The sequence below is a fragment of the Polynucleobacter sp. MG-5-Ahmo-C2 genome (genome assembly GCF_018687735.1).
Lineage (GTDB): Bacteria > Pseudomonadota > Gammaproteobacteria > Burkholderiales > Burkholderiaceae > Polynucleobacter.
This window is the reverse complement of sequence record NZ_CP061304.1, coordinates 84,605-101,094: the sequence shown is the minus strand read 5'-3', so window position 1 is coordinate 101,094 and position 16,490 is coordinate 84,605. Positions and strand designations below refer to the sequence as shown.

The following is a 16,490-nucleotide window of genomic DNA, read 5'->3' as shown; positions in this document are numbered from 1 at the left end:
CTGAGTACCCTAATGAGCCGTTTTTGGAGCCCCGTTGTTCAAACCTTAACCCCTTATGTCCCGGGGGAGCAGCCTCAAATGCAGCGGCTGGTAAAACTCAACACGAACGAAAGCCCATATGGTCCCTCGCCCAAGGCTCTTGCCGCGATTGAGGCACAGAACAACGAAGATTTACGCCTTTATCCTGATCCAGAGGGCGCTGCGCTTAAACAGGCTATTGCTAAATTACATGGTCTGAACCCAAAGCAAGTGTTTTTAGGAAACGGCTCTGATGAAGTCTTAGCCCATGTTTTTGCAGGCCTTCTCAAACATAACAAGCCAGTTCACTTTCCCGACATCACTTATAGCTTCTACCCTGTCTACTGCAAACTATTTGGTATTGAATACAAAATGGTGCCGCTAGCAAATAGTTTTGAAATCGAGATCGCTGACTACAGTGCTCCAAATGGTGGAATTATTTTCCCCAACCCAAATGCGCCTACTGGTCGATCTATTCCCCGTTCTGAAATCGAATCCTTACTCGCTCGAAACAAAGACTCTGTCGTGGTGATTGATGAAGCGTATGTCGATTACGGTACAGAGTCTTGCATTCCGCTATTGCGTGGTGACGCTTGCCCAGAAAATCTTCTAATCGTTCATACCCTTTCTAAGTCACGCGCACTTGCTGGTTTGCGCGTTGGTTTTGCAGTTGGGCACCCCGTCTTGATAGAAGGTTTAGAGCGCGTCAAAAATAGCTTCAACTCCTACCCCCTGGGTCGCCTTGCACAAGCAGGTGCCATTGCTGCCATCGATGATCAAGCCCACCTTGAGCAAACCTCTAAGAAGGTTATACAAACACGCACTAAGTTAGTGAGCGAGCTAAATGCTTTAGGCTTTGAAACGCTGCCGTCAACTGCAAACTTCATCTTTACCCGGCATCCTCAGCATGCTGGCGCAACGCTTTATCAAGCCTTGCGAGATCGCGGTATCATCGTGCGCCACTTTAAGTTACCACGCATAGAAGATTTCTTGCGCATTACGATTGGCACGGATGTACAAAGCGGCGAACTCGTCGCCACTTTAAAAGAAATTCTAGCTTAATTTAATTCGAGTTTATTTTCAAAATGCGTCTGGATTTATTTCTTCAGACGCATTTCAGCTGCACGCGCATGGGCCTGCAAGCCTTCGCCGTGGGCCAGAGTACTGGCAACTGATCCTAGAGTCTGAGCACCGGCCTCACTCACTTCGATCATGCTAGAGCGCTTAATAAAATCGTACACGCCTAATGGCGATGAGAAACGGGCTGTGCGGGCTGTTGGTAAGACGTGATTCGGTCCAGCGCAGTAATCCCCAAGGGACTCACTGGTGTATTTACCCATAAAGATCGCACCGGCATGACGAATTTTCTCTGCCCACTTGCGAGGATCGGCCGCGCAAATTTCTAAATGCTCTGCGGCGATCGCATTGGCGATTTCGCAAGCTTCACTCATATCCCTGACCTGAACGAGGAGTGCGCGATTAGTCAAAGACGCCTCAATTACTTTAGCTCTTGGCATCTCGGGAAGAAGCTTATTCATACTGGCTTGCACTTGTTCAATAAACGCAGCATCTGGACAAAGCAAAATAGACTGGGCCTGCTCATCGTGCTCTGCTTGAGAAAACAGATCCATCGCAATCCAATCGGGATTAGTTGAGCCATCACAAAGGACCAAAATTTCTGAAGGGCCCGCAATCATGTCGATGCCGACAATCCCAAATACTCTGCGCTTAGCTGCAGCAACATAGGCATTACCCGGACCAACAATCTTATCTACCGATGGGATAGTCTCAGTGCCATAGGCCAACGCACCAACTGCCTGCGCCCCACCAATCGTAAAGACACGATCTACACCTGCCAAATAGGCAGCAGCCAATACCAATGGATTGCGTGCGCCCTCGGGCGTTGGCACAACCATGATGACTTGCTCAACGCCAGCCACTTTCGCCGGAATGGCATTCATCAAAACAGATGATGGGTATGCAGCCTTACCGCCGGGAACATAAATTCCAACCCGATCGAGTGCAGTCACTTTTTGGCCTAAGCGGGTACCATCTGCCTCTTCATATTCCCAGGAGTGACAACCCGCTTCAATCTTTTGTTTTTCGTGATATGCGCGCACTCGTTGTGCGGCAATATCCAATGCACTCTTTTGCTCTGCTGATAAAGACCGATAAGCCTGCTCTAAGTCTTTAGAGAGAATCTCTAACTCAGAAACGCTAGCAACATTTAAACGATCAAATTGATTGGTGAAGTCCAAGACTGCTGCATCACCCCTCCCCTTGATTGCTAAAAGAATCTTAGCGACGGCAGCATCAATTGCCTCATCGTCAGCCATAGGCAGCGAAAGGCTGGAGAGCAAGATTTCTTTAAAACCCGTATCTTGGCTATTGAGGCGCTTGACTTTGATTTGTGCAGACATTTCAGTAGGAAACAATATTGCGTTTTACTTCAGCAACTCAAAAATAGGTTGCAGCTGAGCGCGTTTGCGTTTGTATGAAGCTTGGTTCACCACTAGGCGCGCACTGATATCCGCAATTGGCTCGACTTCAACCAAGCCATTCGCCTTAAGCGTGTTGCCCGTTGAAACTAAATCCACAATCGCATCTGCTAAACCTACAAGCGGGGCCAACTCCATAGAACCATAAAGCTGAATCGTATCGATATGCACACCCTTATTAGCAAAGTGTTCGCGTGCACAGTTAAGGTACTTCGTAGCCACCTTTAAACGGGAGCCCTGCTTCACTGCTGCTGCATAGTCAAAGCCTTCACGCACAGCAACCGACATGCGGCACTTAGCGATATTGAGATCGTATGGGACGTAAAGACCGTCGGTCCCTTTTTCCATCAGCACATCTAAACCTGCGACTCCGAAATCAGCACCCCCAAATTGCACATAGGTAGGCACATCCGAGGCACGCACAATGATCAAACGTACATCCGGATTTGAGGTCTCAATAATGAGTTTGCGCGACTTTTCTGGATCTTCCTTCGGCACAATGCCGACCTTGGATAGGATCTCTGCAGTTTCTTCGAAGATGCGCCCCTTGGAGAGAGCTAAAGTCAATTTCATGGACCAATTATCCATCAGGCTTACTTTATGCGCTCAATCTTTGCGCCCAATAGTGTCAATTTCTGCTCCATGCGGTCATAGCCACGATCTAAATGGTAGATCCGGTCAACCTGAGTTTCACCCTGAGCCGCTAAGCCAGCAATCACTAAACTAGCGGAGGCGCGCAGATCAGTCGCCATCACAATTGCGCCCGAGAGCTTTTCTACGCCCTGCGCAATTGCAGTATTTCCCTCAATCGCGATGTCAGCGCCCAAGCGATTTAACTCTTGAACGTGCATAAAACGATTTTCAAAAATTGTTTCAGTAATCGTTGAGCTACCTGCTGCGACAGCATTTACAGCCATCAATTGCGCCTGCATATCCGTTGGGAAGGCCGGGTACTCTGAGGTACGAAAACTCACAGCCTTGGGGCGACTCTGCATCGATGCCTTAATCCAATCAGGGCCAACCTCCATTTGTAAGCCAGCGTCTTTTAATTTCACCATCACTGCATCTAGTGTGTCAGGGCGGCAATGCTTCACAAGCACTTCGCCACCGGCAGCAGCAACCGCGCACAGGAATGTGCCTGCCTCAATACGATCTGGAATGACTGAATGCTCAGCGCCATGAAGTTTTTCAACACCCTCAATTACTAAACGGTCAGTGCCAATCCCAGAAATCTTTGCGCCCATCTTCACTAACAACTCAGCAAGATCGCCAACTTCTGGTTCGCGGGCCGCATTTTCGAGAATCGTTGTGCCTGAGGCTAAGGTCGCAGCCATCAATAAATTTTCTGTGCCCGTTACGGTAATCATATCGGTCAAAATCGATGCACCCTTTAGGCGATCTGTTGGTGGCCTTGTCTCAGCTTGAATATAACCACTCTGAATCTTGATGCTTACACCCATAGCCTTTAGGCCCTTGATGTGCTGATCTACAGGGCGAGCGCCAATAGCACAACCTCCCGGCAAAGAAACCTTAGCACTATGCATTCTGGCTAAAAGTGGACCTAGAACCAAAATGGAAGCGCGCATGGTTTTCACCATCTCATACGTTGCTTCTGAACTCTTAATCACCGCTGCGCTTAGCACTAAATGACTGCGATCATTCGCATCAGGAAAATTGATGGTGACACCAATTTCTTGCAAGAGTTTGAGCATCGTGCGCACGTCCTGCAAATCTGGGACGTTACGTAGCACCACTGGTTGATCAGTTAGCAAACATGCGCAAAGAATTGGCAAAGCCGCATTTTTAGCCCCCGCGATCACTACCTCACCTTTGAGGGGTGTGCCGCCAACCATTCGTAATTTATCCATGAAACGATTCCACTAGAGACTTATTGAGTTCTGTTATTAATATTTTAGGTGGCGGAGTTTTGAGCAAACTCTTCTGGGGTAAATACTTTCATCGATAAAGCATGTACCTCTGCTTTCATGCGATCACCCATAGCACCATATACCAATTGGTGACGCTGCACCAAACGCTTGCCCTCAAATTCTGGGCTAACAATGGTTGCAAAGAAATGCTGGCCATCGCCTTCGACTTGAATATGGGTGCAGACAATTCCCTGCTGAATGTAGCCCTCAATTTGTTCTGGGGTTGGCAACATACTTCTCTCCTAATAAAACTAAATAGTGCAAATCATTAATGGCGGAGCTTGTAGCCCTTTTGTAACAGGCGCAAAGCAATCACTGAAACGACAATAAAGAAGCAAGCAACGATTGCCAAACTATTCCACGGAGAAATATCAGAAATCCCGAAGAAGCCGTAACGGAAACCATCAATCATGTAAAAGAATGGGTTGAAATGGGACACCGCCTGCCATGCTGGCGGAAGAGAATGAATTGAGTAGAAAACACCTGACAACATGGTGGCGGGCATGATGATGAAATTTTGAAAAGCAGCCAGTTGATCGTATTTATCGGCCCAGATGCCAGCAATCAATCCTAAACTACCTAAAATAGCAGCACCCAAAAATGCAAAAGTCAAAATCCACAATGGGAACTCTATTGCTGGCAAGCCATACCAAGCGGTAATCAAAAACACGCCGAAGCCCACCACTACACCACGAAATACAGCCGCCAAAATATAAGCTGCATAGAATTCAAAATGGCTCAAGGGGGCAAGCAAAACGAATACCAAGTTACCCGTAACCTTAGACTGTATTAAGGATGAGGAGGTATTTGCAAACGCGTTTTGCAAAACGCTCATCATGACCAAGCCGGGTATTAGAAATGCCGTGTAACTTAGACGGCCATACACTTCTCTGCCTTCGAGTACATGACCAAAAATCATGAGGTACAAAATGGCCGTTAATACTGGAGCAGCTACAGTCTGAAATCCGACTTTATAAAAGCGCAGTATTTCCTTGCGCAACAATGTTGGAAAACCACTGCCGTACTCTAAGGAATGTCTACTTAGCCCATGCTTCACAAAGCACCTCCGGACATAATATTGACAAAGACCTCTTCCAAATCTGTCTTACCTTCGCCATCTTTTTTTACTGAACCATAACGAGTCAACAGGTTGGCAGTGGTATCTAAGGCAACAATCTTGCCTTGCTTAAGCATGGCAATGCGCTGACATAAGGCTTCTGCCTCTTCTAGGTAATGGGTAGTCAACACAATTGTGTGGCCATCTTGATTGAGTCGGCTAATAAATTGCCATAGAGACTGGCGCAACTCCACATCTACGCCAGCAGTAGGCTCATCCAAAATAATCACTGGTGGCCTGTGTACCAATGCCTGAGCAACTAAGACGCGACGCTTCATACCACCAGACAATGAGCGCATATTGCTATCTGCTTTTGCTGTGAGATCAAGGTTTGCAATGATCTCGTCGATCCAGTCATCGTTATGACGAATACCAAAATAACCCGATTGAAAACGCAAGGTTTCACGAACAGTAAAGAAAGGATCAAATACCAATTCTTGAGGAACAACGCCCAACATGCGGCGAGCCTCACGAAATGCCCTCTGAACATCTGCGCCCATAATGGCTGCATGACCCTTGCTTGGAGTAACCAAGCCTGCCAAGATAGAAATCAGGGTAGTTTTACCAGCACCATTGGGGCCGAGTAAGCCAAAGAATTCACCCGGCTCAATGGCCAAAGAAACATCATCCAGAGCCTGAAGTGCTCCGTAATATTTAGATATATTTTTAATTGAGATTGCTGGATGCATGCTGTTACAAGCCTAGCAATGCAGATACACCGTAGACACTGGCCAAGACTTTTAACTTTTCAGGGGCATGCTCAATAACAAGGGAGCGTCCATCAGCCTGTAATTTCTTTTGCCATGCCAATAGAACAGTTAATACAGTGGAATCAAAATCTTTTAGTGAATCGCAATCAATTGCTCGTAGATTAGGCAAATTTAATAAGCCTTCTTTTTCAAGCTGCAGGGCATTTTCCTGCGTTACTGTCTTAGGCAAAGAAAAAGTCATTGTCAAATGTCTAAATGAATCTTGCTATTAATTTGTTGGCTTAGCGCTAGCCAACTGCTTATTGCGATCTTGCAAGAACTTTACGAGACCATCAATTCCATTTTGGCTAATTTGGTTTGAAAACTGATTTCGATAAGCCTCAACCAACCAAACACCCATGATGTTCATGTCATAGACTTTCCAGCCCTTCTCTGTTTTCTCAAGGCGGTAATCCAAGGGCACTGGGTCTCCACGACCAAGGACAACGGTTTTGACAACCACTTCCTTATCGTCAGGGGCGGCACGAAGCGCCTTGAATTGCACAGTTTGGTCACGCAATTGACTCAAGGCACCAGAATATGTGCGAATCAAGAGATTTTTAAATTCCATCACCAATTGGTTCTGTTGTTCAGGGCTTGCTTTTTTCCAATTAGGACCCATTGCCATTTCTGTTGTACGACGCATATCTGTAAACGGAACAATTTTCTTCTCAACCAAGTCCACAATCTTTGGAATATTGCCCTTCTGAATATCAGGGTCAGCCTTCACAGAAGCCATGACATCGGTCACCACCATTTTGATTAAGGCGTCTGGAGCAGTCGCTTGATCAGGGGTTTGAGCAAAAACTGCGCCAGAAATAAGAAGCAAGCCTGCTACCAAATGCTGGGAAATTATTTTGTAACTTTTCATATACACCTGTCTCACTATTTATTCGTATGGATTCTGGTAAACCGGCATCGTAGGCTCTTCATCATCTCGCCCTTCATTAATCTGATACTGACGACGCTGAATGTAAGCATCACGCATAAAGCTGTATTTATCTATTGCAGCCCCATCCAATAAATCACCAGCTTCGTAATAGGTATTGCGAGCATTCACTACACGTAACCCAGTAAGGCTGTTACGCAAACCCACTGGATGGATGTATTTGAAGAAGTAATCCGTCTCCAAGTCGGCAACGGTACCGAAGGTATCGCGTACGTTACTAGGCCCAAAGAATGGCAACACTACATATGGGCCAGCAGGAACACCCCAGACGCCAAAGGTTTGACCCCAGTCTTCCTTATGTTTATCTAAACCGCCCGGAGTGGCCATATCAATAAAACCGCCCAAACCAAAGGTGGTGTTGACGACGACGCGCATCAAATCATTAAAGGCATAGTCAGGCTTACCCTGCAACATGTTTTGCAAAGCTGTGTAGATATCGTTGTAGTTGCTGAAGAAGTTGTAAATACCTTCGCGGACAAATTCAGGCAAAACGAAACGATAGCCAGCAACTACTGGCTTCAAGACATAGGCATCCAGCCCCTCGTTAAATTCAAAGACCGAACGATTAAAGGGCTCCCAAGGATCTTGTGGTGAGCGCTCAACGCCTGCGGGTATTGAGGCACAGCCTACTAGGACTGTAGCCAAGCCCAGTAATGCTAGGCGCTTAAGCTTATGCTGCAGACCACAGGGCCATAAATTCATTTTGCCGCGCCCTTATCTTGACCGCTATCTGCAGCCTTGTTGTAAAGGAATTGACTAATAAGGTTTTCTAAAACAATCGCCGATTGAGTCTGGGAAATTTTTTCACCATCCGCCAAAAAGTCATCTGAGCCACCCGCTTCTAAGCCGATGTATTGCTCACCCAATAATCCTGAAGTCAAAATTTTGGCCGCAGAATCTGTGGGGAACTTATAAGACTCTTCAATGGTCATCACGACAGTTGCTTGATAGGTTTTATCATCAAAAGAAATATTGGCAATACGACCAACTACCACGCCAGCACTCTTCACGGGCGCACGAGGCTTTAAACCACCGATATTGTCAAAGCGTGCAGAAATTTTGTAAGTTGGTGCAAATGACACTGCATTCATATTGCCAACCTTTAGTGCAAGAAATAAAGCTGCCAACAAACCAATGGCAACAAAAATTCCTACCCAAATATCAATTGCACTTTTTCTCATAAGAGCCCCAGTTTATTCTTTCTAGTTCGAGAACATCATTGCGGTTAGCAGGAAATCCAATGCTAAAACCGATAAAGAGGAAATCACCACCGTCCGAGTGGTGGCTTGTGATACGCCCTCAGGCGTAGGCTTCGCTTCATAGCCTTGATAAAGGGCAATAAAGGTCACTGCTACACCAAAGACCATGCTTTTGATTAGGCCATTGCCAATATCTGAAAAGAGGTCTACTCCACCCTGCATCTGAGACCAAAAGGCCCCAGAATCAACGCCAATCAAGGGGACGCCAACAAAATAGCCCCCCATCACGCCTACCGCGGTAAAAATCGTTGCCAAAATTGGCATGGAAATAATGCCAGCCCAAAGCCGAGGGGCAATCACCCGACCCAATGGGTCAACCGCCATCATTTCCATTGCACTGAGCTGTTCGCCAGCCTTCATCAAACCAATTTCTGCGGTCAATGAAGTCCCAGCACGACCAGCAAACAATAGAGCAGTAATCACTGGGCCTAATTCACGAGTCAAGGAAAGTGCCACCAATAAACCCAATGCCTGCTCTGAGCCATACCGATTTAAGGTGTAGTAACCCTGCAATCCCAGCACGAATCCCACAAATAAACCGGAAACCGCAATGATCACAAAAGAGTGATTACCAACAAATAGGATTTGATCTACGACTAACCGAGGTCTTTTGAGCAAAAATCCCGAACGCAAAATCACTGCTACAAACATTCTCGCTGCAAGACCAAGGCTACTTAAGTTACGGCGAACAAAAAATCCAAGGTCACCGAATAAATCGAGAATTTTATGAAGGGCAACCATTAAACGCTGACCCCAAAATCTTCTGCCAAGCTTTGGCCTGGATAATGGAAGGGTACGGGACCATCAGGTGCTGCATCCAAAAACTGCCTCACAAATGGATCTGTAGAGCGACTTAATTCATCCGGCGTACCTTGCGCACCAATGCGGCCATTCGCAATAAAATACACATAGTCAGCAATTTCAAAAGTTTCTTCAACATCGTGGGTAACCAGTAAACTCGTGGCTCCCAGGGCGTTATTAAGATCCCGTATCAAGCGTGCGGTAATTCCCAGGGAAATTGGATCTAAGCCTGCAAAGGGCTCGTCATACATGATGAGCGGAGGATCTAAAGCGATGGCGCGCGCAAGTGCAACACGTCTCGCCATGCCACCAGAAATTTGTGATGGCATTAAATCACGGGCGCCGCGCAACCCGACTGCATTTAACTTCATCAATACTAAGGAGCGCAAAAGGGCTTCGCTTAGATCGGTGTGCTCACGCAAAGGAAAGGCGACATTTTCAAAAACACTGAGATCGGTAAATAATGCGCCAAACTGAAATAGCATGCCCATGCGGCGGCGAGCAGCCATTAATTGATCGCTATTCATCTTGCCAATATCTTTACCTTCAAACAATACTTGGCCAGATTGAGCAGTAAATTGACCGCCGATTAAACGCAGAATAGTAGTTTTTCCGCAGCCTGATCCTCCCATGACCGCGACTACTTGGCCGCGACGAAACTCCATATTGAGGCCCGACAAAATCTGTCGCTCACCTGGCGCATAGGAAAAGTCCACATCCTGAATAGAAACGACAACTTCGCCTACTGATTGCGTGCTTGGATCCAAAGAGTTTAGGTAGACAGTGTTCATATCCCCGATATTATCGGGGTAAAACAGATGACCCCATTAAATACTCATCTACTGCCTGAGCACATTGACGCCCCTCACGAATTGCCCAAACCACCAAAGACTGTCCGCGACGCATATCACCAGCTGCAAACACCTTTGGAATGTTGGTTTGGTAAGCATTTTGGCCATCTACTGTAGCTTTGGCATTACCACGGGCATCTTTTTCAACACCAAAAGCATTGAGAACCTGTTGCACTGGAGATACGAATCCCATTGCCAACAGTACTAAATCTGCCTTGATCTCAAATTCAGAGTTGGGAACTTCAGCCATCTTGCCGTCTTTCCATTCCAAACGGACACCAATCAGCTTTTCTACTTTGCCGTTTTTACCCTCAAAACGCTTTGTGCCTACCGACCAGTCACGATCACAGCCCTCTTCATGGGAAGAAGAAGTGCGCAATTTTGTTGGCCAATAAGGCCATACCAAAGGCTTGTTCTCCACTTCCGGAGGCTGTGGGAGCAATTCAAACTGGGTAATTTTTGTAGCGCCATGGCGGTTCGATGTGCCAACGCAATCTGAACCAGTGTCGCCACCACCTATGACTACAACATGTTTATCAGAAGCACGAATTTCATTTTTGAAGTCGCCAGCATTCTCTTTATTTTGCGGAATCAAAAACTCCAATGCATAGTGCACACCCGCCAACTCCCGACCTGGAACAGGTAAATCGCGTGGCTGCTCTGCGCCGCCGGTAATGACTACCGCATCAAAATCCTTCATTAATTGCTCAGGCGAAACGGTTTTTGTGGAGTAATTTTTTACTTCGGCGCCCATGGCTTCTTTGCCGACAAAAACACCCGTTTCAAATTTCACGCCTTCAGCTTGCATTTGTTCCACGCGACGATCGATCAACCACTTTTCCATTTTGAAATCAGGAATACCGTAGCGAAGCAAACCGCCAACACGGTCATTCTTCTCAAATACAGTCACATCATGACCAACACGCGCCAATTGCTGAGCGGCTGCCATACCTGCAGGGCCGCCACCAACGATAGCGATTTTTTTACCGGTCTTAGTTTTGGATAGCTGAGGCTTAACCCAACCATTCTCCCAGCCCTTATCAATAATCGCATGCTCTATGGATTTAATTCCAACCGCATCATTGTTAATACCGAGGGTGCAAGCAGCCTCGCAAGGCGCCGGACAAATACGACCAGTGAACTCTGGGAAATTATTGGTTGATTGCAAAACATCTAAAGCATTCTTCCAGTCGTTATGAAATACCAAATCGTTGAAGTCAGGAATGATGTTGTTAACCGGGCAGCCGTTATTACAGAACGGAATGCCACAATCCATACAGCGAGCACCCTGAACTTTTGCTTCTTCATCAGTTAATGCGGCAACGAACTCTTTGTAATGGTGGAGACGTTTAACGGGCGCTTCGTATGTTTCATCGACGCGCTCAAACTCCATAAAACCAGTGACCTTACCCATATCTAATCCTTAGTATCTTTTCTTAATATCCGTATTAATTAAGCGGCGACAGCTTTATTTTGTGCCTTATCCCATAACTCACCTAGAGCACGTTTGTACTCAGTTGGGAGGACTTTTACAAAACGGCCACGGGCATTTTCCCAATCGGCTAATAGCGCTTTAGCACGCTCTGAACCGGTGTAACGGAAATGACGCTCGATTAAGCCCTTCAAAATTTGCTCGTCTGTTAAACGTTCGCCACCATCTTTTACATCAACTGGGGCATGCCACTCAGACTGAGGCATCTTGGCAATTTGCTCTGCTGAAGGCAGTACTTTCTCTAAGCTTGCCATGCTGGTATTGCAGCGCTTATCGAACATACCATCTTCGTCATATACATAAGCGATGCCACCGCTCATACCAGCAGCAAAGTTACGGCCAGTTGAGCCGAGCACAACCACAGTTCCACCTGTCATGTATTCACAGCCGTGGTCTCCAGTACCTTCTACAACCGTAGTGGCTCCAGAATTACGCACTGCAAAACGCTCGCCAGCAACTCCATTAAAGAAGGCATCACCAGCAATCGCACCATATAAAACAGTATTGCCAACAATGATGTTCTGAGCTGTATCACCACGGAACTCGTGAGGAGCACGGACAATCACGCGTCCGCCAGATAAGCCCTTGCCAACATAGTCATTGCCATCACCAACCAAATCCAAAGTGATGCCACGCGCCAAGAAGGCCGCGAAGCTCTGGCCAGCAGTGCCATTCAATTGAATATGGATAGTGTCGTCAGGCAAGCCAGCATGACCGTAACGCTGCGCCACTTCGCCAGAGAGCATTGCACCCACAGTGCGGTTTACGTTCTTCACTGGAACGATGAATGACACTTTCTCGCCACGCTCTAAAGCAGGCTCACTCTTCTCAATCAGGATATTGTCGAGAGCACTTGCCAAGCCGTGTTCTTGTGTCAATACTTGATACCGCGGCACCTCTGCAGCTACTTGTGGCGCAGCAAAGATCTTGCTGAAATCCAAGCCATGAACCTTCCAGTTCTCAATGCCTTTGCGGGTATCTAACAAATCAACGCGACCGATCAAGTCATCAAACTTACGAATACCCAATTGCGCCATGATCTCTCGAGCCTCTTCAGCAATGAAGAAGAAGAAATTCACAACATGCTCTGGCTTGCCAGAAAACTTCTTACGCAGTTCTGGGTCTTGAGTAGCAACGCCTACAGGGCAGGTATTCAAATGACACTTGCGCATCATGATGCAACCTTCAACCACTAATGGGGCAGTTGCAAAACCAAATTCGTCTGCACCTAACAATGCGCCGATGACAACGTCACGACCAGTCTTCATTTGACCGTCAGCCTGCACACGAATGCGGCTACGCAAACCATTCAGAACCAAGGTTTGTTGGGTTTCAGCCAAACCGAGTTCCCATGGTGAACCAGCATGCTTAATAGAAGATAGTGGTGATGCGCCAGTACCGCCATCATGGCCAGCAATTACAACGTGGTCTGCTTTTGCCTTCGCAACACCAGCTGCAACCGTACCAACACCAACTTCAGATACCAACTTGACAGATACATCTGCTTTTGGATTGACGTTCTTTAGGTCATGAATCAATTGTGCAATATCTTCAATTGAGTAAATATCGTGGTGTGGAGGAGGAGAAATCAAACCCACTCCTGGCACGGAGAAGCGCAATTTACCAATGTAATCGGATACTTTTCCGCCCGGCAATTGACCGCCTTCACCTGGCTTAGCACCTTGTGCCATCTTGATCTGAATTTGATCAGCAGAGCGCAAATATTCAGTGGTTACACCAAAACGACCAGATGCAACTTGTTTAATTTTTGAACGCAAGGAGTCACCATCCAATAATGGAATATTCGCCTCAACAACATCGCTACCCAAAACACTTGCCAGGGTTTCACCCTTCTTGATTGGAATACCTTTGAGTTCATTCACATAGCGGTTTGGATCTTCGCCGCCCTCGCCAGTATTGGACTTACCGCCAATACGGTTCATTGCAATGGCCAAAGTAGCATGTGCTTCAGTAGAAATTGAGCCCAAAGACATTGCGCCCGTAGCAAAACGTTTCACGATTTCTTTTGCAGACTCCACTTCATCCAATGGAATTGCTTTTGCTGGATCAATCTTGAACTCAAACAAGCCACGCAAAGTCATTTGGCGTTTAGTTTGGTCATTGATGATGTTGGCGTACTCTTTATAGGTCTGGTAGCCCTTCTCTGCACCAATGCGAGTGGAATGCTGCAATTTCGCAATTGTGTCCGGTGTCCACATATGGTTCTCACCACGGATACGGAAAGCATACTCACCACCAGCATCAAGCATGTTGGTTAATACCGGGTCATTGCTAAACGCGGCGGCATGCATACGCAAAGCTTCTTCAGCCACTTCAAATACACCAATACCACCTACGTTAGATGGGGTGCCCTTGAAATACTGATTAATGATTTCGTGGTTCAGTCCAATTGCTTCAAAAATCTGAGAGCCGGTATAAGACATATAGGTAGAGATGCCCATCTTGGACATGACCTTTTGCAAACCTTTACCAACCGCCTTAATGAAATTCTTAACGGCCTTCTCACTAGACAAATCACCTGACAAGCCTTTAGCCATTTCGGTCAAAGTTTCCATGGCGAGGTATGGGTGAATGGCTTCAGCGCCGTAACCTGCCAAGAGTGCAAAGTGATGTGTCTCACGTGCGCTACCAGTTTCAACAACGAGACCTACGCTAGTACGTAATCCTTTTTCAACCAAATGTTGATGAATTGCAGAGGTCGCCAATAAAGCTGGGATAGCAACATGTTTCTCATCCACTTGACGATCGCTGACGATCAAAATGTTGTAGCAGGAGCGCACTGCATCCGCCGCTTCTGCACACAAAGATGCCAAGCGTGCTTCGATGCCAGCCTTACCCCATGCTGCTGGGTAGCAAATATCTAATTCGTATGAGCGGAACTTGCCGTTGGTGTAGTGACCAATATGACGAATCTTCGTGATGTCATCAAAATCTAAAATTGGCTGACTCACTTCCAAGCGCATTGGAGGATTAATGTTGTTGGTGTCTAACAAGTTTGGCTTTGGTCCGATAAAGGAGACCAAAGACATCACCATGTTTTCGCGGATTGGATCAATCGGAGGATTGGTGACCTGTGCAAATAACTGCTTGAAGTAGTTATAAAGAGGCTTATTTTTATTTGAGAGAACAGCCAGGGGACTATCGTTACCCATTGAACCAATAGCTTCTTCGCCATTCATAGCCATTGGAGCCATGAGGTACTTGATGTCCTCTTGGGTGTAGCCAAATGCCTGTTGGCGATCTAATAATTTAGCCGCTGGACGAATTGTGGTTTTTTCATCTATCAAGTCCGCTTTGCTGGCATCAACTTCATCCAGCTTGACGCGAACTGCATCGATCCAACTCTTATAAGGCTTCGCTTTTGATACAGCATTCTTGAGCTCAACATCATCAATGATGCGACCTTGTTCCATGTCGATCATAAACATCTTGCCTGGCTGCAAACGCCATTTCTGAACAATTTTATTTTCAGGAATTGGCAATACACCAGCCTCTGAGCCCATGATGACCAAGTCATCATCAGTTACGTAGTAACGCGCAGGACGTAAACCATTTCGATCTAAGGTTGCGCCAATTTGACGACCGTCAGTAAAGGCCATTGCTGCTGGACCGTCCCACGGCTCCATCATCGCCGCATGATATTCATAGAAAGCACGGCGATTGTCATCCATCAACGCATGCTGTTCCCAGGCCTCAGGAATCATCATCATCATGGCTTGTGCCAATGGATAGCCAGACATCACCAACAACTCTAAGCAGTTATCGAAGCAAGCAGTGTCAGATTGACCCGGATAAATGAGTGGCCACAATTTTTTCAAATCATCACCTAGCACTGGAGAGCTGATTGCTCCCTCTCGTGCATTCACCCAATTGACGTTACCCTTAACAGTATTGATCTCGCCGTTGTGCGCAATCATGCGATATGGATGGGCCAATTCCCATGCAGGGAAAGTATTGGTAGAAAACCGTTGATGCACTAATGCAAGTGCTGATACTGTGCGCTTATCTTGTAGATCTTGGTAATATGCGCCCACTTGGTTCGCTAAAAGCAAACCCTTATAAACAATGGTTCTCGCAGACATTGAAGCAACGAAATATTCTTTACCGTGCTTCAAATGCAAATCCTGAATTGCATGGCTTGCCGTTTTACGTATGACATATAACTTACGCTCAAGAGCGTCTGTTGTCATGATGTCGCGGCCACGGCCAATAAAAATTTGACGAATGAATGGCTCTGTCATTTGCACTGTTGGAGACATCGGCAATTTCACGTCAACCGGTACATCTCTCCAACCCAAAACAACCTGACCTTCTAAACGTACAGTGCGTTCTAATTCTTGTTCGCAAGCTAAACGGGACGCATGCTCTTTTGGCAAGAAAATCATGCCGACGCCATATTCACCGAGCGGCGGTAATGTCACACCTTGCTTTGCCATTTCCTCGCGATACAAAGTATCTGGAATCTGTATCAAAATACCAGCGCCATCACCCATTAACGGATCAGCACCGACCGCACCCCGGTGATCTAAGTTCTCCAGAATCTGCAAGCCTTGAGCAACAATCTCGTGGGATTTCTTACCCTTGATGTGCGCTACGAATCCTACGCCGCAAGCATCATGCTCATTACGGGGGTCATATAGACCTTGAGCAATTGGGCGAAGATCAGAATTAAATTGTGTAGTCATAGTGTTTCCGAGTGGCATCAATGGCCTGATTACTTTTGGAGGATCAAATATAGGTGAATACCCATACCGATGCAATAGAAATAAAATGTGTCTGTCCCATTTTTTAACTAACCGCACCAAAA

Annotated in this window: 15 protein-coding genes; 1 reads left to right on the top strand and 14 read right to left on the bottom strand. The window is 46.6% G+C overall.

The genetic code is table 11. The features are described from left to right. Positions 1-12: 12 nt before the first annotated feature. Positions 13-1,080, top strand: a complete 1,068-nt coding sequence (hisC, locus tag C2740_RS00585) for a histidinol-phosphate transaminase (RefSeq protein ID WP_215293486.1) — start codon at positions 13-15, stop codon at positions 1,078-1,080. A 35-nt stretch (positions 1,081-1,115) separates the two neighbouring features. Here the strand turns inward: hisC and hisD are convergent, their stop codons facing one another. From hisD to C2740_RS00515, 14 genes are read right to left on the bottom strand one after another with little or no spacing between them, the layout of a single operon-like run. Beyond that, positions 1,116-2,453 (bottom strand): histidinol dehydrogenase, encoded by a 1,338-nt coding sequence (hisD, locus tag C2740_RS00580; protein ID WP_371818573.1) that lies wholly within the window; start codon positions 2,451-2,453, stop codon positions 1,116-1,118. Between the two features lie 9 nt (positions 2,454-2,462). Then, positions 2,463-3,089 (bottom strand): ATP phosphoribosyltransferase, encoded by a 627-nt coding sequence (gene hisG, locus C2740_RS00575; protein ID WP_215293484.1) that lies wholly within the window; start codon positions 3,087-3,089, stop codon positions 2,463-2,465. Between the two features lie 20 nt (positions 3,090-3,109). After that, positions 3,110-4,384: a UDP-N-acetylglucosamine 1-carboxyvinyltransferase gene (gene murA / locus C2740_RS00570; RefSeq protein ID WP_215293483.1), complete on the bottom strand. Its 1,275-nt coding sequence runs from the start codon at positions 4,382-4,384 to the stop codon at positions 3,110-3,112. Positions 4,385-4,428: 44 nt separating this feature from the next. Continuing rightward, positions 4,429-4,677, bottom strand: a complete 249-nt coding sequence (locus C2740_RS00565; RefSeq protein WP_215293482.1) for a BolA family protein — start codon at positions 4,675-4,677, stop codon at positions 4,429-4,431. A 35-nt stretch (positions 4,678-4,712) separates the two neighbouring features. Further along, the gene (locus C2740_RS00560; protein WP_215293481.1) at positions 4,713-5,501 is read right to left on the bottom strand and encodes an ABC transporter permease; all 789 of its coding nucleotides are present in this window, start codon (positions 5,499-5,501) and stop codon (positions 4,713-4,715) included. Continuing rightward, the gene (locus tag C2740_RS00555; RefSeq protein WP_215293480.1) at positions 5,498-6,250 is read right to left on the bottom strand and encodes an ABC transporter ATP-binding protein; all 753 of its coding nucleotides are present in this window, start codon (positions 6,248-6,250) and stop codon (positions 5,498-5,500) included. The genes C2740_RS00560 and C2740_RS00555 overlap by 4 nt, the downstream gene beginning before the upstream one ends. Positions 6,251-6,254: 4 nt before the next feature. Beyond that, positions 6,255-6,512: a lipid asymmetry maintenance protein MlaB gene (locus tag C2740_RS00550; protein WP_215293479.1), complete on the bottom strand. Its 258-nt coding sequence runs from the start codon at positions 6,510-6,512 to the stop codon at positions 6,255-6,257. 27 nt (positions 6,513-6,539) lie between these two features. Continuing rightward, positions 6,540-7,181: a phospholipid-binding protein MlaC gene (locus tag C2740_RS00545; RefSeq protein ID WP_215293478.1), complete on the bottom strand. Its 642-nt coding sequence runs from the start codon at positions 7,179-7,181 to the stop codon at positions 6,540-6,542. An 18-nt stretch (positions 7,182-7,199) separates the two neighbouring features. Continuing rightward, on the bottom strand, positions 7,200-7,961 hold the full coding sequence (locus tag C2740_RS00540) for a VacJ family lipoprotein (protein ID WP_215293477.1): 762 nt from the start codon (positions 7,959-7,961) through the stop codon (positions 7,200-7,202). Then, positions 7,958-8,440, bottom strand: a complete 483-nt coding sequence (gene mlaD, locus C2740_RS00535; protein ID WP_215293476.1) for an outer membrane lipid asymmetry maintenance protein MlaD — start codon at positions 8,438-8,440, stop codon at positions 7,958-7,960. Before mlaD ends, C2740_RS00540 begins: the two co-directional genes overlap by 4 nt. A gap of 21 nt (positions 8,441-8,461) precedes the next feature. Beyond that, positions 8,462-9,259, bottom strand: a complete 798-nt coding sequence (mlaE, locus tag C2740_RS00530; protein ID WP_251369652.1) for a lipid asymmetry maintenance ABC transporter permease subunit MlaE — start codon at positions 9,257-9,259, stop codon at positions 8,462-8,464. After that, the gene (locus C2740_RS00525; RefSeq protein ID WP_215293475.1) at positions 9,259-10,110 is read right to left on the bottom strand and encodes an ABC transporter ATP-binding protein; all 852 of its coding nucleotides are present in this window, start codon (positions 10,108-10,110) and stop codon (positions 9,259-9,261) included. Before C2740_RS00525 ends, mlaE begins: the two co-directional genes overlap by 1 nt. A gap of 10 nt (positions 10,111-10,120) precedes the next feature. Then, entirely contained in the window at positions 10,121-11,584 is a 1,464-nt protein-coding gene (locus C2740_RS00520; RefSeq protein ID WP_215293474.1) for a glutamate synthase subunit beta, read from the bottom strand. Between the two features lie 38 nt (positions 11,585-11,622). Beyond that, a complete protein-coding gene (locus tag C2740_RS00515; RefSeq protein WP_215293473.1) occupies positions 11,623-16,368 on the bottom strand; it encodes a glutamate synthase-related protein in 4,746 nt (1,581 codons plus the stop codon). Positions 16,369-16,490 lie beyond the last annotated feature (122 nt).

What these genes read in the sequence shown, in the direction of transcription:
- mlaE (WP_251369652.1), bottom strand. Translation starts at nt 9,259, where the DNA reads ATGGTTGCCCTTCATAAAATTCTCGATTTATTCGGTGACCTTGGATTT.
- C2740_RS00515 (WP_215293473.1), bottom strand. Translation starts at nt 16,368, where the DNA reads ATGACTACACAATTTAATTCTGATCTTCGCCCAATTGCTCAAGGTCTA.
- hisC (WP_215293486.1), top strand. Translation starts at nt 13, where the DNA reads ATGAGCCGTTTTTGGAGCCCCGTTGTTCAAACCTTAACCCCTTATGTC.
- mlaD (WP_215293476.1), bottom strand. Translation starts at nt 8,440, where the DNA reads ATGAGAAAAAGTGCAATTGATATTTGGGTAGGAATTTTTGTTGCCATT.
- C2740_RS00565 (WP_215293482.1), bottom strand. Translation starts at nt 4,677, where the DNA reads ATGTTGCCAACCCCAGAACAAATTGAGGGCTACATTCAGCAGGGAATT.
- C2740_RS00555 (WP_215293480.1), bottom strand. Translation starts at nt 6,250, where the DNA reads ATGCATCCAGCAATCTCAATTAAAAATATATCTAAATATTACGGAGCA.
- hisG (WP_215293484.1), bottom strand. Translation starts at nt 3,089, where the DNA reads ATGAAATTGACTTTAGCTCTCTCCAAGGGGCGCATCTTCGAAGAAACT.
- C2740_RS00545 (WP_215293478.1), bottom strand. Translation starts at nt 7,181, where the DNA reads ATGAAAAGTTACAAAATAATTTCCCAGCATTTGGTAGCAGGCTTGCTT.
- murA (WP_215293483.1), bottom strand. Translation starts at nt 4,384, where the DNA reads ATGGATAAATTACGAATGGTTGGCGGCACACCCCTCAAAGGTGAGGTA.
- C2740_RS00525 (WP_215293475.1), bottom strand. Translation starts at nt 10,110, where the DNA reads ATGAACACTGTCTACCTAAACTCTTTGGATCCAAGCACGCAATCAGTA.
- C2740_RS00520 (WP_215293474.1), bottom strand. Translation starts at nt 11,584, where the DNA reads ATGGGTAAGGTCACTGGTTTTATGGAGTTTGAGCGCGTCGATGAAACA.
- C2740_RS00540 (WP_215293477.1), bottom strand. Translation starts at nt 7,961, where the DNA reads ATGAATTTATGGCCCTGTGGTCTGCAGCATAAGCTTAAGCGCCTAGCA.
- C2740_RS00550 (WP_215293479.1), bottom strand. Translation starts at nt 6,512, where the DNA reads ATGACTTTTTCTTTGCCTAAGACAGTAACGCAGGAAAATGCCCTGCAG.